Raw genomic sequence first — 26,253 nt, 5'->3', positions numbered from 1 at the left:
TACCCTCTACGTCGCCCCGCCACGGATGGGAAAGGCGCGACGCGGCACTGGCCGCAGCCGGCGGCGCATTCGCGGCCGAAGCCTTCCCCACATAGCCGCCGACCCCACATGCCCGACAGCTTTCTCTTCTACGACCTGGAAACCTTCGGCGCCGATCCGCGGCGCACGCGCATCGCCCAGTTCGCGGCGGTGCGTACCGATGCGGCGCTGAACGTGGTCGAGGAGCCGGTCAGTTTCTTCGTGCAGCCGGCCGACGACCTGCTGCCCTCGCCGATCGCCACGCTGATCACCGGCATCACGCCGCAGCAGGCGCTGCGCGACGGGGTCAACGAGGCCGATGCGTTCGCGCGCATCGCCGAGCAGATGGCGCGGCCGCAGACCTGCACGCTGGGCTACAACTCGCTGCGCTTCGACGACGAATTCGTGCGCCACGGCCTGTTCCGCAATTTCCACGATCCGTACGAGCGCGAGTGGCGCGGCGGCAATTCGCGCTGGGACCTGCTGGACATGCTGCGGCTGATGCACGCGCTGCGCCCGGACGGCATCGTCTGGCCGCAGCGCGACGACGGCGCCACCTCGTTCAAGCTGGAGCAGCTGGCGCTGGCCAACGGCGTGCGCGACGGCGACGCGCACGAGGCGCTGTCCGACGTCTACGCCACCATCGGCATGGCGCGGCTGTTCCGCGAGCGGCAACCGCGGCTGTGGGACTACGCGCTGAAACTGCGCGACAAGCGCTTCTGCGGCGGCCTGCTCGACGTGCTGGCGATGCAGCCGGTGCTGCACGTGTCGATGCGCTATCCGGCCGCACGCCTGTGCGCGGCGCCGGTGCTGCCGCTGGCGCGGCATCCGCGCATCGACAGCCGGGTGCTGGTGTTCGACCTGGAAGGCGACATCGAACCGCTGCTGCGCTACACGCCGGAGCAGATCGCCGACCGCCTGTACACCCCGCAGGCCGACCTGCCCGAGGGCGAGCAGCGCATCCCGCTGAAGGAAGTGCACCTGAACAAGGCGCCGGCGCTGGTCGCCTGGGCGCACCTGCGCGAGCCCGACTTCGCCCGCCTGCAGATCGACCCGGCGCAGATCCTGGCCAAGGCCGCGCGCCTGCGCGAAGCCGGGCCGGAGCTGGCCGAGAAGGTGCGCCGCGTGTTCGGCAGCGAACGCGCGTCGGCCCCCGCCGATGTCGATGCCTCGCTGTACGACGGTTTCCTGGCCGACACCGACAAGCGCGCGATGGCGCAGGTGCGCGCGACTCCGCCGGCGCAGCTGGCGCCGCTGGCGCATGGCTTCCGCGATCCGGGCTTCCGCGACCCGCGCCTGCCCGAGCTGCTGTTCCGCTACCGCGCGCGCAACTGGCCGCAAACGCTGTCGATCGCCGAGCAGGGCCGCTGGGATGACTACCGGCGCCGGCGCCTGCATGGCGACAGCGGCCTGGCGGAACTGGGCTTCGACGGCTACTACGCGCAGCTCACCGATTTACGTCTGGCTCACCCCGACGATGCTACCAAGCAGGCCCTGCTCGACCAATTGGCCGCCTGGGGCCAGGACCTGCAACGCACCCTATGACCAGCTATTTCAGCGACGCCAGCTTCAAGTTCCTGCGTGCCCTGGCGCGGCACAACGACAAGGCCTGGTTCAACGACAACCGGCACAAGTACGAAGAACACGTGCGCCAGCCGTTCCTGCGCCTGATCACCGACCTGCAGCCGGACCTGGCCCAGGTCAGCGAGCATTTCCGCGCCGACCCGCGCGGGGTCGGCGGCTCGCTGTTCCGCATCCATCGCGACGCGCGCTTCTCCCACGACAAATCGCCGTACAAGACCTGGCAGGGCGCGCGCCTGTTCCACGAGCGGCGCAAGCAGGTGCCGGCGCCTTCGTTCTACCTCCACCTGCAGCCGGGCGAGAGCTTCGTCGGCGCCGGCCTGTGGCATCCGGAAGCGGACACGCAGCGCAAGGTGCGCCAGTTCATCTTCGACAACCCCGGCAGCTGGAAAGCCGCCGCGCACGCGCCCAAGCTGCGCCGCCGCTTCGATTTCGAGGCCAGCGAAGTGCTGGTGCGGCCGCCGCGCGGCTTCCCGGCCGAATTCGAATTCATCGACGACCTCAAGCACAAGAACTGGGTGTTCTGGCGCCAGCTCGACGACGCCACCATGACCGGGCCGAAGCTGCGCTCGCTGATCGCCGCCGACCTGCAGACGCTGGCCCCGTTCGTGGATTATTTGTGCGCGGCGTTGGATCTGGAATTCTAGAGATGCAACGCTGTCCATTGGCCGAACCACGAGGCAGAGGCACACGATGAAAAAATGGCTGGCATTGCTGTTCCTCGCCCTGCTCGCGCTGGGCGGCTATGTCGCCGCCGGACCCTACCTGGCGATCCGCGGGATCAGCCAGGCGCTGGAACAGCGCGACGCGGCGGCGCTGGAGCGCTACGTCGACTTCCCCACCCTGCGGGTCAACCTGAAGGCGCAGGTCGACGATGCGCTGCTGCGCCGCGCCGGGCCGGAGCTGCAGGCCGGCCTGTTCGGCGGCGCGCTGCTGTCGCTGGCCGGTAGCGTCAGCGGCATCGGCGTGGATGCAATGGTCACCCCGGCCGGGATCGGCGCGCTGCTGCAGGGCGATGCGCTGTGGAAGCGCGCCAGCGGCGACACCGTGGGCGGCGACAGCTATGCCGCGCCGCGCCCGCCGCAACCGCTGCGGCAGGCCGAACACCGCTTCGAATCGACCTCGCGTTTCGTCGCCACCCTCCACACCGCCGACGGCACCGCGGTGCCCTGCGTGTTCACCCGCGACGGGCTGCGCTGGAAGCTCAGCAACATCCTGCTGCCGTTGTAGGAATCTCCGGGTAACGCTCGAGCCATGGACTGCGACATCCGCGCCCCAGGAAATCCCACTGTGGGATTCAGCCGAGATCGACGCCCCGCCCGATTCGCGATATGCCGATCCAGTCGAGTGCTTCGACTAGCACGCGCCAGTGCGATAGGAAGCCTTCTCGGTGATTTCGAGCACGCGCTCGGGTGTCAGGTTTTCCGCGATCAGTCGCTCGACAATCACCACGTCCAGCCACTCACCTTCCAGCTGCGCGTGCTTTTCGTAGATCCCCACCTCACGAAAGCCGCATCGCGCGCATAACGCACGGCTTGCCGCGTTGATCGGGAAGATGCGCGACAAGAGCTTCCAGTAGCCCAGGCGACGGGCTTGCGCAATCAGCGCTTCAAGTAAATCCAGGCCGATGCCACGGCCTCGCGATGCGCGTTCGAGGTAAATCGAGAACTCTCCGATCCCGGCGTAACAGGCGCGCGGGCGATAGCTGCTGATGTTGGCCCAGCCCAGAACAGCACCGTCGGCATCGGTCGCGACCAGATAAGGCATGAGGCCCTGCACTCCCAGCTTCTCGCGGATCTCCTCGGTACGGCGCGGCTGGGTCTCGAACGTCGAACGGCGCTCGGCGATACCTTGGTTGTAGATCGCGGCGATGGCTGCGGCGTCGTCCTGGGTGGCGGTTCGAATCGGCATGCAGTGGCCCTCCTATTTCGTTGTTGGTGGCAACCATGTACTCAAACAACTATCGCCACGTGCGGGAACACGCCGGCTTTACTCAGAAGCGGCAGCTGGGGGTGTCGCCGAATGAAACCGCTGCGCGGCGGCGTTGGCGAAGCGGCGGATCACCGTGGTGGCGCTGGTCCGGGTCTGCGCGTCGAAGTCGGCCACGATGGCCTTGTGCTGCCTGAGCAGATCCGCCTTGATTCGGGCATGCAAGGCATGGCCGGACTCGGTGACTTCGAGCAGCCACGCGCGTTGGTCCGTCGCGTCGGCCTGGCGCCTGACATGGCCTTTGCGCTCCAGCGCGTCAACGACGCGACTCATCGTGCTCTTGTTCAAGAAAAGCCGCCTGGCAATGTCCCCCGCCCGCAACGGCCCCTGCTCTACCAAGGTCTCCAGGGCATGGCACTGGGTCACCGATATCCCGAAACAGGACAGCTGATCGCGGTCCCGAAACTGATAAAGCCTCACCAGATCGGCCAGCGCTTCACTTAGCGCGCGGGCATCGTCGTCGAGCTTGGCATCGCGGCTGGCAGGCATCAGACCATGCACTGAATTGGTTGGTACCCGCAACCATATGCCGGACGCGACTTCCTTGCAATCGGCAAGCATATCGAGCAGCAGGGCCGCAACCTGATCTATCGCGCCGAGTACGGCCATATGAACGGCCTGATCGGCTACCTGACCGAGCACTGCTGCCAAGGCGGCATCTGCGAGGTCAGCGAGGCTGCTCCTTCCACTCGCCGCGACTGCTGACGTCATGACCACCGACACCACCTGCAACGCGCTGTTCATCTGCACGGGCAATTCGGCCCGTTCCATCCATGCCGAAGGCTTGCTCAACGGGCTGGGCAAGAGCCGTTTTCATGCCTATTCGGCCGGCAGCCACCCAAAGGGGAAGTTCATCCGCTGGCGTTGGCGACGCTGCAACGGCTGCGCCTGCCGACGACGGGTTACCGCAGCAAGCGCTGGGACGAATTTGTCGCGCCCGCTGCGCCGAGGTCCGGCCGCGGTCGTGGACTCCGAAGAACAGCAGCGCAAGGTCTTCCTCGACGCGGCAATCACGCTGCGCAGGCGCATCGAACTGTTCCTGTCGCTGCCTCTGCAGCGCCTGGACAGCATGTCCTTGCAGCGCGAACTGCGCGATATCGGCCGGCAGTGAGGCAGGCGCCATGACCACCGCAACCGACGTCTCCCAAGCGCCATCCGCCATCAGCGGCTTCGAGCGTTACCTGAGCGTGTGGGTGGCGCTGTGCATCGTCGTCGGCATCGCGCTGGGCCAGTTCGCGCGGCGCGTGTTTCAGGCCATCGGCCGGATGGAAATCGCCCAGGTCAACCTGCCGGTCGGCGTGCTGATCTGGATCATGATCGTGCCGATGCTGCTGAAAGTGGACTTCGCCGCACTCGGCCAGGTCGGGCAGCACTGGCGCGGCATCGGCGTGACATTGTTCGTGAACTGGGCGGTCAAGCCGTTCTCGATGGCGCTGCTGGCGTGGATCTTCATCCGCCATGCGTTCTCGCAATGGTTGCCGGCCGAACAGCTGGACAGCTATATCGCCGGCCTGATCTTGCTGGCCGCCGCACCGTGCACGGCGATGGTCTTCGTATGGAGCCGGCTGACCGGCGGCGACCCGGTATTCACGCTGTCGCAAGTCGCCCTCAACGACACGATTCATGGTGTTCGCCTTCGCTCCCATCGTCGGCCCGCTGCTGGGCCTGTCGTCGATTACGGTGCCATGGGCCACGCTGCTGGTGTCGGTGGCGCTGTACATCGTCATTCCGGTGATCCTCGCGCAACTCTGGCGCAGGGCGCTGCTGCGCCGGAGCCAGGCCGCCTTCGAGCGGACGCTGCAGCGCATCGGTCCGCTGTCGATCGCGGCGTTGCTGCTGACGCTGGTGCTCCTGTTCGCCTTTCAGGGGGAAGCCATCGTCACGCAGCCGCTGGTCATCGCCATGTTGGCCGTGCCGATTCTGATCCAGGTGTTCTTCAATTCCGGCCTGGCGTACTGGCTCAATCGCCAGGCCGGCGAGAAACACAGCATCGCAGGCCCGTCGGCACTGATCGGCGCCAGCAACTTCTTCGAACTGGCGGTCGCCGCTGCCATCAGCCTGTTCGGCTTCCACTCCGGCGCGGCACTGGCCACCGTGGTCGGGGTGCTGATCGAAGTGCCGGTAATGCTATTGGTGGTGCGTGTGGTCAACCGCTCGCGCGGCTGGTACGAGCGGCACACGCTCACACCGTGACCCCACAGCTCGCGCCATCGGCGACGGCACAATTCATCACCATCCCGACCGCCGCACCATATGCGGCATGCCAGGCTTGATTCGCAACGGCCGATGCCGATGCCGATGCCGACGCCGTTCGTGGCCGTACGCGCCCTACAGGGGCGAACGCGCCATAGCGGCAAACGCCTTTTGCAGGCGCCGGAACGTCGGCCGCAACTGCCAGCGCGCCGACCACGGCAGGCGCGCCAGCGCGGCGCGCGCATCCAGCGCCTGCACATCGCCGGTCCAGGCGAACACCACATGGTTGTCCCCCTCCGGCTCGTCCAGGCGCAGCACGCAGCCGCCGAAGATCTTGCGCAGGTGCGCCACGTGCTGGCGGGTGTCGGTGGCGTACAGGTTCACCGCCAGCACGCCGCCGGCGGCCAGCGCCGCATGGCAGGCCTCGTAGAAACCGCGCGTGCGCATCGCCGCAGGGATGCCCTCGGCATCGTAGGCATCGAGCAGCAACAGGTCGTAGCGGCCGCGGCGTTGCGGCAACAGGAGCGCGCCGTCGCCGTGCAGCGCCTGAAAGCGCGCATCGTCGGCCGGGATATGGAAGGCCTCGCGCAGCGCCAGCACGTCGGCGTCGGCCTCGATCGCCTCGATCCGCGCCTGCGGCAGGTGCCGGTAGCAGAACTTGGCCTGCGAGCCGCCGCCCAGGCCGACGATGCCGATGCAGCGCGGATCAGGCCGCAGCAACAGCGCGCCGAGCATGCTGCGGGTATAGCCCACCTCCAGCAGGTGCGGCCACCAGGTCAGCATCCGGCTCTGGGTCACTTCGCCCTTGAATTGCAGGCTGGTATAGCGCCAGCCGCGCTCCAGGTAGGGCCGCCCCGGGCGTATGCCGCTGGTCGCGGAACTGTCAGGCCGCAGCAGCTGGCGCAGCGTGGCCCAGCGGTTGGCTCCGCCGCCGTTGCCGCCGGAGGCCGCGCTCACGGCTTGGCGATGACGTTGGCCACGCCGTGCGGCACGTGCCCGGCGGCCACGCGCTCGCGCGCGGCGCTGTCGATGTTGTGCTGCGAGTCGTCGAAGAAGATGTCGGCGCCGAACGCCTGCAGGAACGGCCCCTTGTGGCGGCCGCCGAGGAACAGCGCCTCGTCCAGGCGCACGCCCCACTCGCGCAGCGTGCGGATCACCCGCTCGTGCGCCGGCGCCGAGCGCGCGGTGACCAGCGCGGTGCGGATCGGCGAGGCCTCGCCGGCCGGGAACGCGGCCTGCAGCGCATGCAGCGCGGACAGGAAATTGCGGAACGGCCCGCCGGTCAGCGGCTCGCGCGCGTTCTCGCGCTCGTGGCGGCCGAACGCCTCCACCCCCTGCTCGCGCGAGAAACGCTCGCCCTCGTCGCTGAAGATCACCGCATCGCCGTCGAAGGCGATGCGCAGCTGCGTGGACAGGCGCTCCGAATCGATCGCCCCCGCCGCCGCGGCCGCCTCCTGCGCATGTTCGCCCGGCGCCTTGGGCAGGATCGTCGCCGCGGCGATGCCATGGCTCAGCGCGCGCCGCACCGATTCGGGATTGGCCGACAGGAACAGGTCGGTGCCGAACGGCTTGACGTAGGGCCAGGTGGCCTCGCCGGAGGTGAAGGTGGCGCGGACGATGCCCAGCCCGTAGTGCTGGATCGAATTGAAGATGCGCAGCCCGGTATCGGCGGAATTGCGCGACAGCAGGATCACCTCCACCGGCGGCGTCTCCGGCGGCGTGCCCTGGTTCAGTGCCAGCAGCTTGCGTACCACCGGGAACGCCACGCCCGGCGCCAGCACGTCGTCCTCGCGCTCGCGCTGGTAGGCGCTGTACGCCTCCACCCCCTGCTGTTCGAACAGCGCATGGCCCTCTTCCAGATCGAACAGGGCGCGCGAGGTGATGGCGACGGTGAGCAGGCGGGGGAAGTTGTCGGACATTTGGGGGCTGGGAATGGGGAATCGGGAGTGGGGAATAGGTAAAAGCGGTCTACGGGCATGGAATTTATGCAGGGAAAGGAAGCTGTCAGGAAACCGCTCTTGCGATTCCCCATTCCCGATTCCCCACTCCCAGCCCTCAAACCATGAACTGCTCGCTCAAGATCCGCTCCTCCAGGTTGTGCTCCGGATCGAACAGCAAGGTGACCATGCGGTCGCGCGACTCGCGGATGGTGACTTCGACCACGTCGCGGGTCTCGTGCGAGTCGGCGGTGACGCTGACCGGGCGCTTGTACGGGTCGAGCACGCGCAGGCGCACCTCGATGTCGGCCTTGAGGATCGCGCCGCGCCAGCGCCGCGGGCGGTACGGGGCGATCGGGGTCAGCGCCAGCGTGTGCGAACCCAGCGGCAGGATCGGGCCGTGCGCCGAGGAGTTGTAGGCGGTGCTGCCGGCCGGCGTGGCCACCATCACCCCGTCGCAGATCAGTTCGTCGACCCGGGTCTGGCCGTTGAGGTCGATGCTGACGTGCGCGGCCTGGCGGGTCTGCCGCAGCAGCGACACTTCGTTGTAGGCCAGCGAGCCGGTGGTGGTGCCGGACTCGGTCTGCGCCAGCATCTCCAGCGGCCGCAGCTTGGCCGGCTCGGCCTGCGCCAGGCGCTCGGCGAGGTCGTCGTCGCGGTACTGGTTCATCAGGAAACCGACCGCCCCCAGCTTCATGCCGAACACCGGTTTGCCCAGGCCGCCGTGGCGGTGCAGGGTCTGCAGCATGAAACCGTCGCCGCCGAGCGCGCACAGCACGTCGGCATCGGCCGGCGCGCAGTCGCCATAGCGCGCGACCAGCTGATCGCGCGCCTGCAGCGCCGGCGGCGCAGTGCTGGCAAGAAAACAGATACGGGGGGCGGAAGGCAGCACGGAAGCATTCATGGCCTCGATCATACCCGGCGCACCGTTACCCGCGCGCTTCGAGTCCATCGGTAACGCATGCCGTCCAGCAAGCTGGACGACACGCAATGCCTCTGGAGCAAAGCCCCCCTTCTGTTAAGGGGGGCGCGGCGACAGCCGCGGGGGATAGGCGAAGTGGCCGTGCGGCGCCAAAGTTTGCGCCGCAAACTTTGGGTCAGGCCCGCAGAGCGGGCCTGACCACGGTGTTACACACCGTGCGCCGCAAGCTGCCCAAGCCGCTGCACCGCCACCGACACCGTCGGGTAGTCCAGCGCCTTCTGCGCCGACAGTTCCTGCAGCATGTTCAAGGTGAAGCGCAGGCTGCTGTCGTCGCGCTGCAGCCACTGCTGCACCTTGGCCTCGGCGTTGCCGCCCGGCAACGCCAGGGCCTGCCCGGCCAGCGCGCTGTGGTGCTTGGCCAGTTCGTCGCGCAGCACGCCGCGGGCCACCGCATGCCAGCGGCCGTTGACCTCCAGCGCATCGATCTGCTCGAAGATCCACGGCAACTGCAAGGCCTCGCCGAGGCGGAAATGCACCTTCGACACCTCCACCGGCCTGAGCTTGCGGGTACGCGCCATCTCGATGATGTCGAACGCCGGCTCCAGGAAGCGCAGTTCCGCCAGCTGCTGCGCCAGCGCCGCCGGCAGGCCCTTGTCCTGCCACTCCTGCACCAGCGCCTCGTACAGCGGGCGCTGTGCGTCCGAGAGCACGCCGGAGGCGACGCGGATGTCGTTGAACGGTTCGTGGTAGCGCTCCACCGCCGCGGTGATGCCGGGCATCGGGCCGGGACGGAACAGCAGCCAGCGCACGAACGCGCGCTGCAGCTTCCAGATCACTTCCAGCGCATCGATCTGCACCGACTCGGGCACCTGCCCGTCCAGCGCGTCGATCTGCGTCCACAGCGCGCGCGCGTCCAGCGTCTCGCGGCTGATCGTGTACGCCTTGGCGACCTCGCCGATGCTGCGCCCGGTGTCTTCCTGCATGCGCATCAGGAAGGTCGCGCCCATGCGGTTGATGGTGGTGTTGGTGACCGCGGTGGCGATGATCTCGCGCTTCAGCCGGTGCCGCTCCATCGCATCGGCGTACTTCTTCTGCAGCGGCTGCGGGAAGTAGCGCTGCAGCTCCTTGGACAGGTACGGGTCTTCAGGGATGTCCGATTCCAGCAGCTGCTGGAACGCGACCAGCTTGGAGTAGGACAGCAGCACCGCCAGCTCCGGCCGGGTCAGGCCCTGGCCGCGGGCCTTGCGCGCGGAGATCTCCGCATCCGAGGGCAGGTATTCGATCTGCCGGTCGAGCAGGCCCTGCGCTTCCAGGGTGCGGATGAAGTGCTGCTTGGAGCCCAGGCGCTTGACGCTCATCCGCTCCATCAGGCTCAGCGCCTGGTTCTGGCGGATGTTGTCCCACAGCACCAGCGCGGCGACCTCGTCGGTCATCGACGCCAGCAGCGTGTTGCGCGCCGCCACGCTCAGCTTCCTGGCCTGCACCACGTCGTTGAGCAGGATCTTGATGTTGACCTCGTGGTCGGAGGTGTCCACGCCGGCCGAGTTGTCGATGAAGTCGGTGTTGAGCAGCACCCCGACCTGCGCGGCCTCGATGCGGCCGAGCTGGGTCAGGCCCAGGTTGCCGCCTTCGCCGACGATCCTGCAGCGCAGCTCGCCGCCGTTGACGCGCAGGCCGTTGTTGGCGCGGTCGCCGACGTCGCCATGGCTCTCGCTCGCCGCCTTGACGTAGGTGCCGATGCCGCCGTTCCAGAACAGGTCCACCGGCGCCTTGAGGATTGCATTCATCAGCGCGTTGGGCGAGAGCTGCTTGACCCCCGCCTCCAGGCCCAGCGCCTCGCGCACCGGCGCGCTGATCTCGATCGACTTCAGCGTGCGCGGATAGATGCCGCCGCCGGCGCTGATCAGCTTGGCGTCGTAGTCGGCCCAGCTGGAGCGCGGCAGCTTGAACAGGCGTTCGCGCTCGGCGAACGCGGCCGCGGCATTCGGCGTGGGATCCAGGAAGATGTGGCGGTGGTCGAACGCGGCCAGCAGGCGGATGTGCCTGGACAGCAGCATGCCGTTGCCGAACACGTCGCCGGACATGTCGCCGATGCCGACCACGCTGAAGTCCTCGCTCTGGCAGTCGCGGCCCAGCGCGCGGAAGTGGCGCTTGACCGACTCCCAGGCGCCGCGCGCGGTGATGCCCATGCCCTTGTGGTCGTAGCCGACCGAGCCGCCGGAGGCGAACGCGTCGCCGAGCCAGAAGCCGTGGTCGAGCGCCAGCCCGTTGGCGATGTCGGAGAACGTGGCGGTGCCCTTGTCGGCGGCGACCACCAGGTACGGATCGTCCTGGTCGTGGCGCACCACCTGCGGCGGCGCCACGATCCTGCCGCCGACGATGTTGTCGGTGATGTCGAGCAGGCCCTGGATGAACAGCTTGTAGCAGGCGATGCCCTCGGCCAGCACCGCGTCGCGGTCGCCGCCGACCGGCGCGCGCTTGCAGAAGAAGCCGCCCTTGGCGCCGACCGGCACGATCACCGTGTTCTTGACCATCTGCGCCTTGACCAGGCCCAGCACCTCGGTACGGAAATCCTCGCGCCGGTCCGACCAGCGCAGGCCGCCGCGCGCCACCGCGCCGAAGCGCAGGTGCACGCCTTCCACGCGCGGGCCGTACACGAAGATCTCGCGGTACGGGCGCGGCTTGGGCAGTTCCGGCACCTTGGCCGAATCGAGCTTGAAGCCGATGCAATGGCCCGGCTGGCCATCCTTGCCGGTCTGGTAGTAGCTGGTGCGCAGGGTCGCTTCGATCACGCCCTTGAAGCTGCGCAGGATGCGGTCCTCGTCGAGGCTGGCGACCTGGTCGAACAGCTTCAGCAGCGCGGCATTGGCCGCTTCCAGCTGCGCATCGCGGTCGCCGCGGCGCGCGTCGATCACCGGTTGCAGCGCCTTCAGCGCGGCGTCGTCGCCGGCCGCCAGCAAGGTCAGCTGCGCCGACAGCGCGGCCTGGCCGTCGGCGATCTGCGCCTTGCTCTCGTTGCCGGTGGCCGGATCGAAGCGCGCCTCGAACAGTTCCACCAGCAGCCGCGCCAGCAGCGGATAGCGGCTGCAGGTTTCTTCGACGTAGGCCTGCGAGAACGGCACGCCGGTCTGCAGCAGGTACTTGCAGTAGCCGCGCAGGATCGCCACCTGGCGCCAGCCCAGGCCGGCGCCGACGATCAGGCGGTTGAAGCCGTCGTTCTCGGCATCGCCGCGCCAGATGCGCACGAACGCCTCGCACAGCGGCGCATCGGCGCGCGCGACGTCGATGCTGCCGGCCAGCGGCTCCACTTCGAAGTCCTGGATGTACAGCAGGGTGCCGTCCACGGTGAGCCGGTACGGACGCTCGGAGATCACCCGCAGGCCCAGGTTCTCCATCATCGGCAGCACGTCCGACAGCGGCAGGTCGTCGCGCTGGCGGTACAGCTTCAGGCGCAGGCTGTCGGCGCCGTCGCGGCGCAGCGCCTGCAGGCTCAGGTGCAGGTCGTCCGGACCGCGCAGCGCGGCCAGGCGCTCGACGTCGCGCGCGGCGATCTGCGCGGTCGATTCCTCGATGTAGCCGGCCGGCAGCGCGCGGCCGTAGTTGGCCGCCAGGCGCAGGCCGTCGCGCTCGCCGCGGCTGGCGACCAGCGCCTCGCGCAGATCGTCCTGCCAATTGCGCAGCAGGCGCGCCAGGCGCGATTCCAGCTCGGTGGTATCGAATTCCAGCGCCTCGCCGGGCTTGGGCCGCACGATCAGGTGCAGCTGCGCCAGCGGCGATTCGCCCAGCACCACGCTGGAGTCGATGTACTCGCCGTGCAGCGCGTCCTTCAGCAAGGCCTCGATGCGCAGGCGCACGTCGGTGTTGAAGCGCTCGCGCGGGAGGTAGACCAGCGCGGAAATGAAGCGGCCGTACTTGTCGCGGCGCAGGAACAGGCGGCTGCGCACCCGCTCCTGCAAGCCGAGAATGCCCATCGCGGTGCGGTACAGCTCTTCCTCGTTGGACTGGAACAGCTCCTCGCGCGGCAGCGTCTCCAGGATGTGGCGCAGCGCCTTGCCGCTGTGGCTGCTCGGGGTCAGCCCGGACTTGCGCATCACGTAGTCGTGGCGCTCGCGCACCAGCGGGATCTCCCACGGTCGGCGGTTGTAGGCGCTGGAGGTGAACAGGCCGAGGAAGCGCTGCTCGGCGACGATGCGGCCCTTGGCGTCGAATTCCAGCACGCCGATGTAGTCCATGTAGCCGCTGCGGTGCACCCGCGAGCGCGCATTGGTCTTGGTCAGGATCAGCGCTTCCTTGATCCCGGATTCGCTGAGGCCGTGCGCGGCCAGCGTGCGCACCGGCCGCGCCGGCGACTTGTCGTGGCCGCGCAGCAGGCCCAGGCCGCTGTCCTCCAGCGGCGCCAGCACGTCTTCGCCGCCCTGCTTCTCGACCCGGTACTCGCGGTAGCCGAAGAAGGTGAAGTGGTCGGCCGCGGCCCAGCGCAGGAACTCCTGCGCCTCGCGCCGGCCCTTGTCGTCCACCGGCAGGCGCCGCGTGGTCAGGTCGTCGGCCAGCGCCAGCATCTTCTCGCGCATGCCGCTCCAGTCGCGCACGATGTTGCGCACCTCGCCGAGGATGCGCTGGATCGCCGCGTCCACCCGCGGCATGTCCTCCGGCGGCTGCCGGTCGATCTCCAGCAGCATCAGCGATTCCGGCCTGCCCTCGCCGACCGTCTCCAGCTTGCCGCCCTTGTCGCGGCTCATGCGCAGCACCGGATGGCCGAGCACGTGCACGCCGATGCCCAGCTCCGACAGCGCCATGCTCACCGAATCGACCAGGAACGGCATGTCGTCGTTGACGATCTGCAGCACCGTGCGCGAGGACTCCCAGCCATCCTCCTTCAGGCTCGGATTGAACACCCGCACGTTGACCGTGCCCGGCTTGCGCTTGCGCGCGAAGTCCAGCATCGACGCCGCCAGCGCCGCCCACTCCTGCGCGCTGTGGTGGGGGAACTCGTCCTCCTCCATGCGCTTGTAGAACTGCTCGGCGAACACCTGCGCCTCGGCCTGGCGGCCGCCCGGATAGCGCTGGCGCAGCGCCGCGTACACCGGCTCCAGGCTGAAGCCGCCAGCGGCCGCGGCCGGCACCGCATCGATCACCCGCGCATTGGCGGCCGCGCGCGCCGCGCCGCGCTTGCTCGCGACCGGCGCGGCCCTGGCCTTCTTGGCGGACGCCGCCGCGGCGGATCTGGACGAGGTGGGAGCGGGCTTGGACGCGGACTTGCCGGAGGATCCGGCCGAGGACGTGCTGGAACGGGAGGCGTCTGATTTGGGTTTCATGACGGGGAGCAACAACGATGCTCGTTGGGAAAGTCAGAATTGTACCGGCGGTGCGTGCAACTACCTTGCTGCATGGCGCAAACCGGGATCAGGGAGTGAAATGACACGCCATATCGGGCAACGTCGCGCGAGCGCCGCCGTCACGCCGTCATCACTTGTTCAGGCAGCGCGTCGCCGATGGCGCGGCTTGTGGCGATCGGCGCACGGCTGTCAAGGCTGTTCCAATTCTAAACTGGACGGTATAGTCCACTTCAATGACCGCCTCCCCCACCCCGCCCCGCCTGCCCCAGGCGCGCGACCAGCGCGTGTACGCCGCTGTGCGCGAACTGTTGGCCGAAGCGGGCATGCGCCTGAGCATGGATGCGGTGGCCGCACGCGCCGGCTGCTCCAAGCAGACCCTGTACAGCCGCTACCGCAGCAAGCAGGGCCTGCTGCAGCGGGTGATGCAGGAGCATATGGAACTGAGCACCACCCACCTGGGTCCGGCCCAGGGCGAACTGCGCGGCAGCCTGCTGGGTTTCGCCCGCGAGCACCTGGAGCAGTTGTCCGAGCCGCGCGTGCTGCAGAGCTGCCAGCTGATCGCGGCCGAATCGCGGCATTTCCCCGAGCAGGTGCGCGCCCTGTTCCGCGACAGCGCCGAGACGTTGATGCAGCGCCTGAGCGAGCGCCTGCAACTGGCGGCGGCCGCCGGCCAGCTGCGCCATGACGATCCGCACTTCATGGCCGAACTGCTGCTGGGCATGATCGTCGGCATGGATTTCGAGCGCCAGCGCTTCCATACCGCCCATCGCAGCGACGCCGCCGCGCAGCGCGCCTGGGCCGAATTCGCCGTCGACGGTTTCCTGCGCGCGTTCGCCGCGTCCCCTTCCCTTCCGTTTTCAACACCAGACCGGAGTACCACCCGATGACCTCCCCGTTGCGTTCCCTCGCCCTGGCCTGCGCCGTCGTGGTGGTGTTGGCGTCCTGCAAGAAACAGGAACAGCAGGCCATGCCGCCGCCGGACGTGGGCGTGCTGGAAGCCAAGCCGCAGTCGCTGCCGCTGCAGCGCGAACTGGTCGGGCGCCTGTCCGCGTACCGCAGCGCCGACGTGCGCGCCCGCGTGGCCGGGGTGCTGGAAAAGCGCCTGTACACCGAAGGCACCGACGTGAAGGAAGGCCAGCCGCTGTTCCAGATCGATCCGGCGCCGCTGCGCGCCTCGCTGGCCTCGGCACAGGGTCAGCTGGCCTCGGCCGAGGCCACCTACGCCAACGCCAAGGTCGCCGCCGCCCGCGCGCGCAGCCTGGCCCCGCAGGCCTATGTGTCCAGGTCCGACCTGGACAGCGCCGAGGCCACCGAGCGCACCTCGGCCGCGTCGGTGCAGCAGGCGCGCGCCGCGGTGGAAACCGCGCGCATCAATCTCGGCTACGCCACCGTCACCGCACCGATCGCCGGCCGCGCCGGCAAGCAGCAGGTCACCGAAGGCGCGCTGGTCGGCCAGAGCGACACCACCCTGCTGACCACCATCGACCAGCTCGACCCGCTGTACGTGAACTTCTCGATGAGTTCGGACGAACTGGCGCAGCTGCGCCAGGCGCAGGCGCAGGGCAACGTGGCGCTGAACGCCAACGACAAGTCGACGGTCCAGGTCAAGCTGGGCGACGGCAGCACCTATACCCAGCCCGGCATGCTGGACTTCTCCGACACCTCGGTCGACCCCAGCACCGGCTCGGTGACCCTGCGCGCGCTGCTGCCGAACCCGGACCGGGTGCTGCTGCCCGGCGCGTTCGTGAGCTTCGCGGCCAATCTCGGCCAGCGCAACAACGTCTACCTGATCCCGCAGGAAGCGATCCAGCGCGACGCCCAGGGCGCCTACGCGCTGGTGGTCGGCAAGGACGGCAAGGTGGTGCGCAAGAACGTGGCCACGGTCGGCCAGCAGGAGAACAAGTGGATCATCAGCTCCGGGCTGCAGGCCGGCGACCAGATCATCGTCAGCGGCCTGCAGAAGGCCAAGGAAGGCATGCCGGCCAAGGCCATCCCATGGACGCCGGGCGCGCCGGGCCAGGGCGCCGCGCCGCAGGGCCAGGCCGCCGGCCAACCGCAGGGCGCAGCGAACGGCGAAAAGCCCGCCGCCGCGGCCGACTCCAAGCCCGAACAGCCGTAACGGACCCCCGCCATGCCTAAGTTCTTCATCGAACACCCGGTCTTCGCCTGGGTGGTGGCGATCCTGATCTCGCTCACCGGCGTGATCGCCATCCTCAACCTCGGCATCGAATCCTATCCCTCGATCGCGCCGCCGCAGGTCACCGTTACCGCGACCTACCCCGGCGCCAGCGCCAGCACCACCGAACGCTCGGTCACCCAGGTGATCGAGCAGCAGCTGACCGGCATCGACCACCTGCTGTACTTCAGTTCCACGTCCGCGTCCAACGGCAACTCGACCATCACCCTGACCTTCGAGACCGGCACCAATGCCGATATCGCACAGGTGCAGGTGCAGAACAAAGTGTCGCTGGCGTCGCCGCGCCTGCCTTCGGAAGTAACCGCGCAGGGCGTGGTGGTGGCCAAGGCCAGCTCCGGCTTCCTCAGCGTGGTCGCGGTGCAATCGGACAATCCCTCGATCGACCGCGACGCGCTCAACGACATCGTCGGCGCGCGCGTGCTGGAGCAGATCTCGCGCGTGCCCGGCGTCGGCAGCACCCAGCAGTTCGGTGCAGAGTACGCGATGGACGTCTGGCTGAACCCCGAGAAGCTGCAGGGCTACCACCTGTCGGCCAGCGACGTGTACAACGCCATCGGCGCGCAGAACGTGCAGTTCGCCGCCGGCGCGATCGGCTCGGACCCTGCCGCGACCGGGCAATCGTTCACCGCCACGGTCTCGGCCGAAGGCCGCTTCAGCTCGCCCGAACAGTTCGAGAACATCATCCTGCGTGCGGACAGCAACGGCACCGTGGTGCGGCTGAAGGACGTGGCGCGGGTCGCGTTCGGCCCGAATAACTTCGGCTTCGATACCCAGTACAACGGCAAGCCGACCGGCGCGTTCGCGATCCAGCTGCTGCCCGGGGCCAATGCACTGAACGTGTCGGCGGCGGTCAAGGCCAAGATGGATTCGCTGCAGGCCAGCTTCCCGCAGGGCGTGAGCTGGTTCACGCCGTACGAGAGCACCACCTTCGTCACGATTTCGATCGAGGAAGTGGTCAAGACCCTGATCGAAGCGATCGTGCTGGTGTTCCTGGTGATGCTGGTGTTCCTGCAGAACTTCCGCGCCACCATCATCCCCACCCTGGTGATCCCGGTGGCGCTGCTGGGCACGTTCCTGGGCATGTGGCTGATCGGCTTCACCATCAACCAGCTGACCTTGTTCGCGATGGTGCTGGCGATCGGCATCGTGGTCGACGACGCGATCGTGGTGATCGAGAACGTCGAACGCATCATGTCCGAGGAGCACCTGGCGCCGAAGGCGGCCACGCAGAAGGCGATGACCCAGATCACCGGCGCGGTGGTGGCGATCACCGTGGTGCTGGCGGCGGTGTTCGTGCCCTCGGCGTTGCAGCCCGGCGCCGCCGGCGCGATCTACAAGCAGTTCGCGCTCACCATCGCCATGGCGATGGGCTTCTCGGCGTTCCTGGCACTGAGCTTCACCCCGGCGCTGTGCGCGGCGTTCCTGAAGCCCACCCACAACGACAATCCAAACTGGATGTTCCGCACCTTCAACAAGTACTACGACAAGCTGGCGCACCGCTACGTCGCTGCGGTCGGCGGCACCATCCGCCGCGCGCCGCGCTGGATGGCGGTGTTCGCGCTGCTGGTGGTGCTGTGCGGGTTCCTGTTCGCGCGCATGCCGAGCAGCTTCCTGCCCGAGGAAGACCAGGGCTTCGCGATCGCGATCGTGCAGTTGCCGCCGGGCGCGACCAAGGCGCGCACCAACGAGGTGTTCGCGCAGATGCGCGGCGTGCTCGCACAGCAGAAGGCCGTGGCAGGCATGCTGCAGATCACCGGCTTCAGCTTCATCGGGCGCGGCGAGAACGTCGGCATGGGCTTCGTGCGGCTCAAGCCATGGGATGAACGCGACATCACCGCAGATCAGCTGATCCAGCAGCTCAATGGGATGTTCTACGGCATCAAGGGCGCGCAGATCTTCGTGGTCAACCTGCCCACGGTACAGGGCCTGGGCCAGTTCGGCGGTTTCGACATGTGGCTGCAGGACCGCACCGGCGCCGGCGAGGAAGCGCTACTGCAGGCGCGCAATATCCTGCTGGGCAAGGCCGCTGCACGCCAGGATGCGCTGACCGGGGTGCGCCCCAACGGCCTGGAGAACGCGCCGCAGCTGCAGCTGAACGTGGACCGCGTGCAGGCGCAGTCGATGGGCCTGTCGGTCAACGACGTCTACCAATCGATCCAGCTGATGCTGGCGCCGGTCTACGTCAACGATTTCTTCTACGAAGGCCGCGTCAAGCGGGTCAACGTGCAGGCCGACGCGCCGTACCGCACCGGCCCGGAGTCGCTGCGCAACTTCTACGTGCCCAGCAGCAGCAGCACCGACAGCGACGGCCTGCCGCAGATGATCCCGCTGAGCACGGTGGTCAAGGCCGAGTGGATCTACGGCTCGCCATCGCTGAGCCGCTACAACGGCTACTCGGCGGTCAACGTGGTCGGCAACCCGGCCCCGGGCAGCAGTTCCGGCCAGGCGATGAGCGCGATGGAGGAGATCATCCGCAACGACCTGCCGCCGAGCTTCGGCTTCGACTGGAGCGGCATGTCCTACCAGGAAATCATCGCCGGCAACAGCGCCACGCTGCTGCTGGTGCTGTCGATCGTGGTGGTCTTCCTGTGCCTGGCGGCGCTGTACGAGAGCTGGTCGATCCCGGTGTCGGTGCTGCTGGTGGTGCCGATCGGCGTGCTCGGCGCGGTCACCTTCTCGCTGCTGCGCGGCCTGCCCTACGACACTTACTTCAAGATCGGCCTGATCACGGTAATCGGCCTGGCGGCGAAGAACGCGATCCTGATCGTGGAGTTCGCGGTGGAGCAGCGTGCGGCGGGCAAGACCCTGCGCGAAGCGGCTACCGAAGCGGCGCACCTGCGCTTCCGCCCGATCCTGATGACCTCGTTCGCGTTCATCCTCGGCGTGCTGCCGATGGCGATCTCCACCGGTGCCGGCGCCAACGCGCGCCACTCGATCGGCACCGGCGTGATCGGCGGCATGGTATTCGCCACCGTGCTCGGCGTGCTGTTCATCCCGCTGTTCTTCGTGGTGATGCGGCGCATGCTCGGCGACAAGCTGGACGAGCCGTCGAAGGAGTACGTGGCGATCCAGCAGGAAGGGCAGACGCGGAATCAGCCGGATCGGTGAGAGGCCGGGATTTGTGATTGGGGATTCGGGATTCGCGGCTGGATCCCGAATCCCCGAAGACCGCAAGCTCCAGATGCAAACAAAAAAGCGGCCTTAACGGCCGCTTTTTTGCGTTTTTCGGTTCCAGCAATGCCTGTCGCAGTACCGGTCCTATTCCCGATTCCCTATTCCCAGCTCTTCAGCGCAACCCCGTCTCGTTGCGCGCGATCACCAGGCGCTGGATCTCCGAGGTGCCTTCGTAGATCTCGGTGATCTTTGCATCGCGGAAGTAGCGCTCCAGCGGCATTTCCTTGGAATAGCCCATGCCGCCGTGGATCTGCACCGCCTGGTGGGTGATCCACATCGCCGCCTCGGAGGCGGTCAGCTTGGCCACCGAGGCCTCGGTGGTGAAGCGCTTGCCCTGCCCCTTCAGCCACGCCGCGCGCAGCGTCAGCAGCAGCGAGGCGTCGAGCTTGCACTTCATGTCGGCGATCTTGGACTGGGTCATCTGGAACGCGCCGATCGGCGAGCCGAACGCCTTGCGCTCCTTCACGTAGTCCAGGGTGGCCTGGTAGGCGGCGCGGGCGATGCCGATCGCCTGCGAGGCGATGCCGATGCGGCCGGCGTCGAGCACGCTCATCGCGATCTTGAAACCCTCGCCCGGCGCGCCCAGGATCTCGTCCGGGGTCGCCACGTAGTCCTGGAACTCGATCTCGCAGGTGGCCGAGGCACGGATGCCGAGCTTGGGCTCGGTCTTGCCGCGGTGGAAGCCGGGCTTGTCGGTGTCGACCATGAACGCGGTGATGCCGCGTGCGCCCTGCTCCGGCTCGCTCAGCGCGTACAGCACGATGTACTTGGCGACCGGGCCGGAGGTGATCCAGCTCTTCTTGCCGTTGATCACGAAGCTGCCGTCGTCCTGGCGCACCGCCCGGCAACGCATCGCGGTGGCGTCGGAACCGGATTGCGGCTCGGTCAGCGCGAACGCGCCGATGTGGCTGCCGTCGGCGATCGCGCGCACGTACTTCTGCTTCTGCGCCTCGTTGCCGTTCTTCAGGATGCCGGCGCAGAACAGCGAGTTGTTGACCGAGACGATGGTGGAGTGGGCGGCGTCGCCGGCGGCGATCTCGACCATCGCCAGCACGTAGGCGATCGGGTCCATGCCGGCGCCGCCGTATTCTTCCGGCACCTCGATGCCCATCAATCCGTTCTCGCCGAGCAGGCGGATGTTCTCCAGCGGAAACTCGCCGGTGCGGTCGTGGTGCTCGGCGCTCGGGGCGATCCGTTCCTTGGCGATGCGTCGCGCCACGTCCTGGATCATCAATTGCTCTTCAGTAAAGCTGAAATCCACGTAGAACCCCTCCCGGGCTGTCTGGTGCGCCATTGTAGCCACCCAAACCATACGCAGGCGTGTGCGCGACTTGACCCGGTCCGCCCGCGGCACCAGAATATCTCTATATCGCGATAGGAAGATATTATGGATCTGGAGGACTGGTCGACCCGGCTGAAGGTGTTCGCCGATGCGACCCGCGTGCGCCTGCTGGCGCTGCTGGAGCAGGAGGAGCTGACCGTGGCCGAGCTGTCGGCGATCACCCGGCTGGCGCAGCCGCGCGTGTCCACCCACCTGGCCAAGCTCAAGGAGGCCGGGCTGGTGCGCGACCGCCGCGCCGGCGTGTCGGCCTACTACCGCTTCGACGAGGCGCCACTGGACCCGGCGCAGCGTGCGCTGTGGCTGGCGCTGAGCACCGGCAGCGACGATCCGCTGCTGCGCCAGGACGCCGAGCGCGTGGCCGCGGTGCTGGCCAACCGCGCCGCCGACCAGAACTGGGCCGATTCGGTGGCCGGCGACATGGAACGCCACTATTCGCCCGGGCGTACCTGGGAAGCGCTGGCACGCACCGCGCTGCCGCTGCTGGAGACCGGCGACGTGCTCGACATCGCCTCCGGCGACGGCGTGCTGGCCGAACTGGTCGCCCCGCATGCGCGCCGCTACGTGTGCATCGACACCAGCGCGCGGGTGGTGGCCGCGGCCAGCGAGCGCCTGCGCCGGCTGGGCAACGTGGAAGTGCGCGAAGGCGACATGCACACGCTGCCGTTCGCCGACGCCAGTTTCGACCTGGTGGTGATGATGCATGCGCTGACCTATGCGGCCAAGCCGGCGCAGGCGGTGGCCGAATCGGCGCGGGTGCTGCGCCCCGGCGGACGCCTGCTGCTGTGCAGCCTGGCCCGCCACGAGCACAAGGCCGCGGTGCAGGCCTACGGCCACGTCAACCTGGGCTTCTCTTCCAAGGAACTGCGCAAGTTCGTGCACAAGGCCGGGCTGGACGTGTCCAGCCTGGAAACCGTGACCCGCGAGAAGCGCCCGCCGCATTTCGAGGTGGTGTCGTTGATTGCGGTGAAGCCGGGAATCGGGAATGGGGATTCGGGAATCGCAAAGGCAAATGCAAAAGCAGGAGCAACCGCATGAGCACCTCCTCCGTGTCTCCTCAGTCCCAGCTTCCCTGGCTGCATCCGCAGCGCGCGCAAAAACTGCTGCAGGCGCTGTCCGAACGCATCCTGATCATCGACGGCGCGATGGGCACCATGATCCAGCGCCACGATCTGCAGGAGGCCGACTACCGCGGCGAGCGCTTCGCCGCCGGCTACGACAGCGCGCATGCCGGGCACGTGCACGGCCCCGGCTGCGACCACGCCCCGCAGGGCCACGACCTGAAGGGCAACAACGACCTGCTGCTGCTGTCGCGGCCGGAAGTGATCGCCGGCATCCACCGCGCCTACCTCGACGCCGGCGCCGACCTGCTCGAAACCAACACCTTCAACGCCACCTCGATCAGCCAGGCCGACTACCATCTGCAACACCTGGTCTACGAACTCAACAAGGCCGGCGCGCGGGTCGCGCGCGACTGCTGCGACGCGGTCGAAGCGCAGCAATTACGTGAAGGCGGGCCAGACCAGCCGCGCTTCGTGATCGGCGTGCTCGGCCCGACCAGCCGCACCGCCTCGATCAGCCCCGACGTCAACGATCCCGGCTTCCGCAACACCAGCTTCGACGAGCTGCGCGGCACCTACCGCGAAGCGGTCGAAGGCCTGATCGACGGCGGCGCCGACACGCTGATGGTGGAAACCATCTTCGACACGCTCAACGCCAAGGCGGCGCTGTACGCGATCGAGGAAGTGTTCGACGCGCGCGGCGGGCGCCTGCCGGTGATGATCTCCGGCACCATCACCGACGCCTCCGGGCGCACCCTGTCCGGGCAGACCGCCGAGGCGTTCTACGCCTCGGTCGCGCACGGCCGGCCGCTGTCGGTGGGGCTGAACTGCGCGCTCGGCGCCAGCGACCTGCGCCCGCATGTGGAGACCCTGGCGCGCATCGCCGACGGCTACGTCAGCGCGCATCCCAACGCCGGCCTGCCCAACGCCTTCGGCGAATACGACGAGACCCCGGAGGAAATGGCGGCGACGCTGAAGGAGTTCGCCGAATCCGGCCTGCTGAACCTGGTCGGCGGCTGCTGTGGCACCACTCCGGCGCACATCCAGGCGATCGCCGAGGCGGTGCGCGGCTTGCGTCCGCGCACGCCGCTGGCGGCGCAGGCGCAGGCGGCCTGAGATGCGCGTACATCCGCGGCCGCTTTACGCTCTGGCACTGCAGGCGCGTCGCGCGGCGTGCGCTGCGCCCGCCGGCCGCGCCTGCGCAGCCACGGCAACGCTTCTGGAAGGCTGAACCCCATGTCCGTCCGCATTACCCGCCTGTCCGGCCTGGAGCCGCTGCTGCTGACCCCGGACCTGCTGTTCGTCAACGTCGGCGAACGCACCAACGTCACCGGCAGCGCGCAGTTCCGCAAGCTGGTCAAGGAAGAACGCTACGAGGAAGCGGTGGAGGTGGCGCGCCAGCAGGTCGCCAGCGGCGCGCAGATCCTCGACGTCAACATGGACGAGGGCCTGATCGATTCGGAGAAGGCGATGACCCGCTTTCTCAACCTGATCATGTCCGAGCCGGACATCGCGCGCATCCCGATCATGGTCGATTCCTCCAAGTGGAGCGTGATCGAGGCCGGGCTGAAGTGCCTGCAGGGCAAGAGCGTGGTCAACTCGATCTCGCTGAAGGAAGGCGAAGCGGTGTTCGTCGAGCACGCGCGCAAGGTGCTGCGTTACGGCGCCGCCGCGGTGGTGATGGCGTTCGACGAGCAGGGCCAGGCCGACACCTGCGCGCGCAAGGTCGAGATCTGCAGCCGCGCCTACAAGGTCCTGACCGAGCAGGTCGGTTTCCCGCCGGAAGACATCATCTTCGACCCGAACATCTTCGCCGTGGCCACCGGCATCGAGGAGCACGACAACTACGCGGTGGACTTCATCGAGGCCACCCGCATCATCCGCAAGACCCTGCCGCATTGCCATGTGTCCGGCGGCGTGTCCAACGTGTCGTTCTCGTTCCGCGGCAACGAGACCGTGCGCCAGGCGATCCACTCGGTGTTCCTGTACCACGCGATCGCCGCGGGCATGGACATGGGCATCGTCAACGCCGGCGGCATGCCGATCTACGACGACCTGGACCCGGACCTGCGCGAGCGCGTGGAGGACGTGATCCTCAACCGCCGCCGCGACGGCACCGAGCGCCTGCTGGAGATCGCCGAGCGCTACAAGGGCAAGAAGGGCCAGAGCAGCGTCGAAGACCTGGCCTGGCGCGAAAAGCCGGTGCGCGCGCGGCTGGCGCACGCGCTGGTGCACGGCGTGGACGCCTATGTGGAACTGGACACCGAAGAAGCGCGGCAGCTGTCCACGCGTCCGCTGGACGTGATCGAAGGCCCGCTGATGGACGGCATGAACGTGGTCGGCGACCTGTTCGGCGCCGGCAAGATGTTCCTGCCGCAGGTGGTGAAGTCGGCGCGGGTGATGAAGAAGGCGGTGGCCTACCTGCTGCCGTACATCGAGGCGGAAAAGCTGCGCAGCGGCGACACCGGCAAGTCCAACGGCAAGATCATCATGGCCACGGTCAAGGGCGACGTGCACGACATCGGCAAGAACATCGTCGGCGTGGTCCTGGCCTGCAACAACTTCGACGTGATCGATCTGGGGGTGATGGTGCCGACCCAGACCATCCTCGACCGCGCGCGCGCCGAGAACGCCGACATCATCGGCCTGTCCGGGCTGATCACCCCATCGCTGGAGGAGATGAGCCACGTCGCCCGCGAAATGCAGCGGCAGGGTTTCTCGATGCCGCTGCTGATCGGCGGCGCCACCACCTCGCGCGCGCATACCGCGCTGAAGATCGACCCGCATTACGCGGCGCCGACGGTGTGGGTCAAGGACGCCTCGCGCGCGGTCGGCGTGGCCCAGTCGCTGATCTCCAAGGACCTGCGCGCCGCCTTCGTCGCCGCCAACGACGCCGACTACGCCGAGATCCGCCAGCGCCACAGGAACCGCGGCGACGCCAAGCGCCTGGTGTCGCTGGAAAAGGCGCGCGCGCAGCGCTTCGACGGCGGTTGGGACGCCTACACCCCGCCGGCGCCGAAGCAGCCGGGCCTGCACGTGTTCGACGACTACCCGCTGCCCGAACTGATCGAACTGATCGACTGGACCCCGTTCTTCCAGGCCTGGGAACTGGCTGGCAAGTTCCCGGCGATCCTCAGCGACGCGGTGGTCGGCAGCCAGGCCAGCGAGCTGTACCGCGACGCGCGCGCGATGCTCAAGCGCATCGTCGCCGAGAAGTGGCTGATCGCCAAGGCGGTGTTCGGGCTATGGCCGGCGAATAGCGTGGGCGACGATGTTGAGGTCCTGACGGACCGGGAATCGGGAACCGGGAATGGGGAATCGGAAAGCCATGCTTCGGCTCCTGACCATTCCCGATTCTCCATTCCCCATTCCCTGCATTTCCTGCGCCAACAAGTCGACAAACCCGTCGAGCGGCCCGATTTCTGCCTGGCCGATTTCATCGCGCCCAAGGACAGCGGCAAGCAGGACTGGATCGGGGCGTTCGCGGTCACCGCCGGCATCGGCATCGAGCCGCACGTGGCGCGCTTCGAGGCCGCGCACGACGACTACAACGCGATCCTGCTCAAGGCGCTGGCCGATCGCCTGGCCGAGGCCCTGGCCGAGCGCCTGCACCAGCGCGTGCGCCGCGAATTCTGGGGCTATGCCGACGCCGAGGCGCTGGACAACGAGGCGCTGATCGCCGAGAAGTACCGCGGCATCCGCCCTGCCCCCGGTTATCCGGCCTGCCCCGAGCACAGCGAGAAGAAGACCCTGTTCGCGCTACTCGACGCCGAACGCAACGCCGGCATGGCGCTGACCGAAAGCTTCGCGATGCTGCCGACCGCGGCGGTGTCCGGCTATTACTTCAGTCACCCGCAGAGCCAGTATTTCGTGGTCGGGCGCCTGGGCAGGGAACAGGTCGCCGACTATGCGCGGCGCAAGGGCGTGCCGCTGCTGCAGGCCGAGCGTTGGCTGGCCTCGAACCTGGACTACGACCCGGAGTGAGGGGCGTAGCAACTTCCCTCCCTCATTGGGACGCACGCCACGGCTGTTCCTTCTCCCACCGGGAGAAGGTGGCCCGCAGGGCCGGATGAGGGTATGGGCGAAGCCTCGCGCACCCAAACCCAGCGAGACGCTTCGCGCCGGACCCTCACCCCAACCCCTCTCCCGAGGGGAGAGGGGCTTGCAGCGCTCAGCGCAACAGCACCGATACGCCGGTCCCGCCCTGCCAATCCGACGTCGATGCGGACAACCCACGCAGCACCGACAGATCCAGTTGCACGCGCTGCGCGATCAGCCAGGTCAAGCCGGTCCCGAGCGCGCGCATCTCGTCCTCGCCGCCGCCGGCTTCGGCATAGAGGCGCTGAAGTCGCCCTGCGCATAGAAGGTATCGCTCGGCGACACGGTCCAGCCGTGGCCGTCGTCGCTGTCGCAGAGGTTGGCGTACAGCGCGAGATTGCGCCCGCCCTCCAGATCCGGGCCGGCGCCGACACCGAGATGGACTACCTGCGCGAGGCTGGGCAACGC

At 68.1% G+C, this 26,253-nt stretch carries 18 protein-coding genes and 1 pseudogene; 11 read left to right on the top strand and 8 right to left on the bottom strand.

Features of this window, described 5'->3' with window-relative positions:
* Nucleotides 1-108 precede the first annotated feature (108 nt).
* The 3 genes from sbcB to FZ025_RS17860 are packed head-to-tail and all read left to right on the top strand — an operon-like array spanning nt 109 to nt 2,829.
* Nucleotides 109-1,563, top strand: a complete 1,455-nt coding sequence (sbcB, locus tag FZ025_RS17870) for an exodeoxyribonuclease I (RefSeq protein WP_046979019.1) — start codon at nt 109-111, stop codon at nt 1,561-1,563.
* Nucleotides 1,560-2,246 (top strand): DUF2461 domain-containing protein, encoded by a 687-nt coding sequence (locus tag FZ025_RS17865; protein ID WP_046979018.1) that lies wholly within the window; start codon nt 1,560-1,562, stop codon nt 2,244-2,246. The genes sbcB and FZ025_RS17865 overlap by 4 nt, the downstream gene beginning before the upstream one ends.
* A gap of 46 nt (nt 2,247-2,292) precedes the next feature.
* The gene (locus tag FZ025_RS17860) at nt 2,293-2,829 is read left to right on the top strand and encodes a DUF2939 domain-containing protein (protein ID WP_046979017.1); all 537 of its coding nucleotides are present in this window, start codon (nt 2,293-2,295) and stop codon (nt 2,827-2,829) included.
* A 126-nt stretch (nt 2,830-2,955) separates the two neighbouring features.
* On the opposite strand, the gene FZ025_RS17855 is transcribed toward FZ025_RS17860, so the two are convergent.
* Nucleotides 2,956-3,510, bottom strand: a complete 555-nt coding sequence (locus FZ025_RS17855) for an arsinothricin resistance N-acetyltransferase ArsN1 family A (RefSeq protein WP_046979016.1) — start codon at nt 3,508-3,510, stop codon at nt 2,956-2,958.
* A 78-nt stretch (nt 3,511-3,588) separates the two neighbouring features.
* Entirely contained in the window at nt 3,589-4,332 is a 744-nt protein-coding gene (locus FZ025_RS22050) for a MarR family winged helix-turn-helix transcriptional regulator (protein ID WP_146093507.1), read from the bottom strand.
* On the opposite strand from FZ025_RS22050, the gene FZ025_RS17845 reads away from it, so the two are divergent.
* Nucleotides 4,298-4,699: an arsenate reductase/protein-tyrosine-phosphatase family protein gene (locus FZ025_RS17845; RefSeq protein ID WP_425478388.1), complete on the top strand. Its 402-nt coding sequence runs from the start codon at nt 4,298-4,300 to the stop codon at nt 4,697-4,699. The genes FZ025_RS22050 and FZ025_RS17845 overlap by 35 nt on opposite strands.
* Before the next feature lie 10 nt (nt 4,700-4,709).
* A pseudogene (arsB, locus tag FZ025_RS17840) lies at nt 4,710-5,781 on the top strand (ACR3 family arsenite efflux transporter).
* 135 nt (nt 5,782-5,916) lie between these two features.
* Here the strand turns inward: arsB and FZ025_RS17835 are convergent.
* The 4 genes from FZ025_RS17835 to FZ025_RS17820 form a co-directional block, all read right to left on the bottom strand.
* Nucleotides 5,917-6,738 carry a spermine/spermidine synthase domain-containing protein gene (locus tag FZ025_RS17835; protein ID WP_053057216.1) on the bottom strand — a complete coding sequence of 274 codons (822 nt, stop codon included), beginning with the start codon at nt 6,736-6,738 and terminating at the stop codon, nt 5,917-5,919.
* Complete coding sequence (locus tag FZ025_RS17830; RefSeq protein ID WP_046979015.1) at nt 6,735-7,700, bottom strand: 5'-nucleotidase; 966 nt, start codon at nt 7,698-7,700, stop codon at nt 6,735-6,737. Before FZ025_RS17830 ends, FZ025_RS17835 begins: the two co-directional genes overlap by 4 nt.
* A 136-nt stretch (nt 7,701-7,836) precedes the next feature.
* Nucleotides 7,837-8,607, bottom strand: coding sequence for an NAD kinase (locus FZ025_RS17825; RefSeq protein WP_104558116.1), 771 nt, complete (start codon nt 8,605-8,607; stop codon nt 7,837-7,839).
* Nucleotides 8,608-8,846: 239 nt separating this feature from the next.
* Nucleotides 8,847-13,763, bottom strand: coding sequence for an NAD-glutamate dehydrogenase (locus FZ025_RS17820; RefSeq protein WP_386269880.1), 4,917 nt, complete (start codon nt 13,761-13,763; stop codon nt 8,847-8,849).
* Between the two features lie 446 nt (nt 13,764-14,209).
* Between FZ025_RS17820 and FZ025_RS17815 the strand changes: the two genes are divergently transcribed.
* The 3 genes from FZ025_RS17815 to FZ025_RS17805 are packed head-to-tail and all read left to right on the top strand — an operon-like array spanning nt 14,210 to nt 19,281.
* A complete protein-coding gene (locus FZ025_RS17815) occupies nt 14,210-14,863 on the top strand; it encodes a TetR/AcrR family transcriptional regulator (RefSeq protein WP_104558052.1) in 654 nt (217 codons plus the stop codon).
* Nucleotides 14,860-16,095 carry an efflux RND transporter periplasmic adaptor subunit gene (locus tag FZ025_RS17810; protein WP_046977516.1) on the top strand — a complete coding sequence of 412 codons (1,236 nt, stop codon included), beginning with the start codon at nt 14,860-14,862 and terminating at the stop codon, nt 16,093-16,095. The genes FZ025_RS17815 and FZ025_RS17810 overlap by 4 nt, the downstream gene beginning before the upstream one ends.
* 12 nt (nt 16,096-16,107) lie before the next feature.
* Nucleotides 16,108-19,281: a multidrug efflux RND transporter permease subunit gene (locus FZ025_RS17805; protein ID WP_046977517.1), complete on the top strand. Its 3,174-nt coding sequence runs from the start codon at nt 16,108-16,110 to the stop codon at nt 19,279-19,281.
* Between the two features lie 178 nt (nt 19,282-19,459).
* On the opposite strand, the gene FZ025_RS17800 is transcribed toward FZ025_RS17805, so the two are convergent.
* Complete coding sequence (locus FZ025_RS17800; protein ID WP_046977518.1) at nt 19,460-20,608, bottom strand: acyl-CoA dehydrogenase family protein; 1,149 nt, start codon at nt 20,606-20,608, stop codon at nt 19,460-19,462.
* A 126-nt stretch (nt 20,609-20,734) separates the two neighbouring features.
* On the opposite strand from FZ025_RS17800, the gene FZ025_RS17795 reads away from it, so the two are divergent.
* The 3 genes from FZ025_RS17795 to metH all read left to right on the top strand — a co-directional run bounded on the left by FZ025_RS17795 (nt 20,735) and on the right by metH (nt 25,731).
* Complete coding sequence (locus FZ025_RS17795) at nt 20,735-21,724, top strand: ArsR/SmtB family transcription factor (protein WP_046977519.1); 990 nt, start codon at nt 20,735-20,737, stop codon at nt 21,722-21,724.
* The gene (locus FZ025_RS17790; RefSeq protein ID WP_046977520.1) at nt 21,721-22,863 is read left to right on the top strand and encodes a homocysteine S-methyltransferase family protein; all 1,143 of its coding nucleotides are present in this window, start codon (nt 21,721-21,723) and stop codon (nt 22,861-22,863) included. Before FZ025_RS17795 ends, FZ025_RS17790 begins: the two co-directional genes overlap by 4 nt.
* 120 nt (nt 22,864-22,983) lie before the next feature.
* The gene (metH, locus tag FZ025_RS17785; RefSeq protein ID WP_046977521.1) at nt 22,984-25,731 is read left to right on the top strand and encodes a methionine synthase; all 2,748 of its coding nucleotides are present in this window, start codon (nt 22,984-22,986) and stop codon (nt 25,729-25,731) included.
* A 297-nt stretch (nt 25,732-26,028) separates the two neighbouring features.
* Here the strand turns inward: metH and FZ025_RS22510 are convergent, their stop codons facing one another.
* A complete protein-coding gene (locus FZ025_RS22510) occupies nt 26,029-26,250 on the bottom strand; it encodes a hypothetical protein (protein ID WP_244292398.1) in 222 nt (73 codons plus the stop codon).
* Nucleotides 26,251-26,253: the final 3 nt, after the last annotated feature.

The sequence above is a fragment of the Xanthomonas hyacinthi genome, from assembly GCF_009769165.1.
Lineage (GTDB): Bacteria > Pseudomonadota > Gammaproteobacteria > Xanthomonadales > Xanthomonadaceae > Xanthomonas_A > Xanthomonas_A hyacinthi.
This window is presented reverse-complemented; position numbering and strand designations above follow the sequence as displayed.

Coding starts and splice junctions, on each gene's coding strand:
- sbcB (WP_046979019.1), top strand. CDS start 109: ATGCCCGACAGCTTTCTCTTCTACGACCTGGAAACCTTCGGCGCCGAT.
- FZ025_RS17865 (WP_046979018.1), top strand. CDS start 1,560: ATGACCAGCTATTTCAGCGACGCCAGCTTCAAGTTCCTGCGTGCCCTG.
- FZ025_RS17860 (WP_046979017.1), top strand. CDS start 2,293: ATGAAAAAATGGCTGGCATTGCTGTTCCTCGCCCTGCTCGCGCTGGGC.
- FZ025_RS17855 (WP_046979016.1), bottom strand. CDS start 3,510: ATGCCGATTCGAACCGCCACCCAGGACGACGCCGCAGCCATCGCCGCG.
- FZ025_RS17845 (WP_425478388.1), top strand. CDS start 4,298: ATGACCACCGACACCACCTGCAACGCGCTGTTCATCTGCACGGGCAAT.
- FZ025_RS22050 (WP_146093507.1), bottom strand. CDS start 4,332: ATGAACAGCGCGTTGCAGGTGGTGTCGGTGGTCATGACGTCAGCAGTC.
- FZ025_RS17830 (WP_046979015.1), bottom strand. CDS start 7,700: ATGTCCGACAACTTCCCCCGCCTGCTCACCGTCGCCATCACCTCGCGC.
- FZ025_RS17815 (WP_104558052.1), top strand. CDS start 14,210: ATGACCGCCTCCCCCACCCCGCCCCGCCTGCCCCAGGCGCGCGACCAG.
- FZ025_RS17810 (WP_046977516.1), top strand. CDS start 14,860: ATGACCTCCCCGTTGCGTTCCCTCGCCCTGGCCTGCGCCGTCGTGGTG.
- FZ025_RS17805 (WP_046977517.1), top strand. CDS start 16,108: ATGCCTAAGTTCTTCATCGAACACCCGGTCTTCGCCTGGGTGGTGGCG.
- FZ025_RS17795 (WP_046977519.1), top strand. CDS start 20,735: ATGGATCTGGAGGACTGGTCGACCCGGCTGAAGGTGTTCGCCGATGCG.
- FZ025_RS17790 (WP_046977520.1), top strand. CDS start 21,721: ATGAGCACCTCCTCCGTGTCTCCTCAGTCCCAGCTTCCCTGGCTGCAT.
- metH (WP_046977521.1), top strand. CDS start 22,984: ATGTCCGTCCGCATTACCCGCCTGTCCGGCCTGGAGCCGCTGCTGCTG.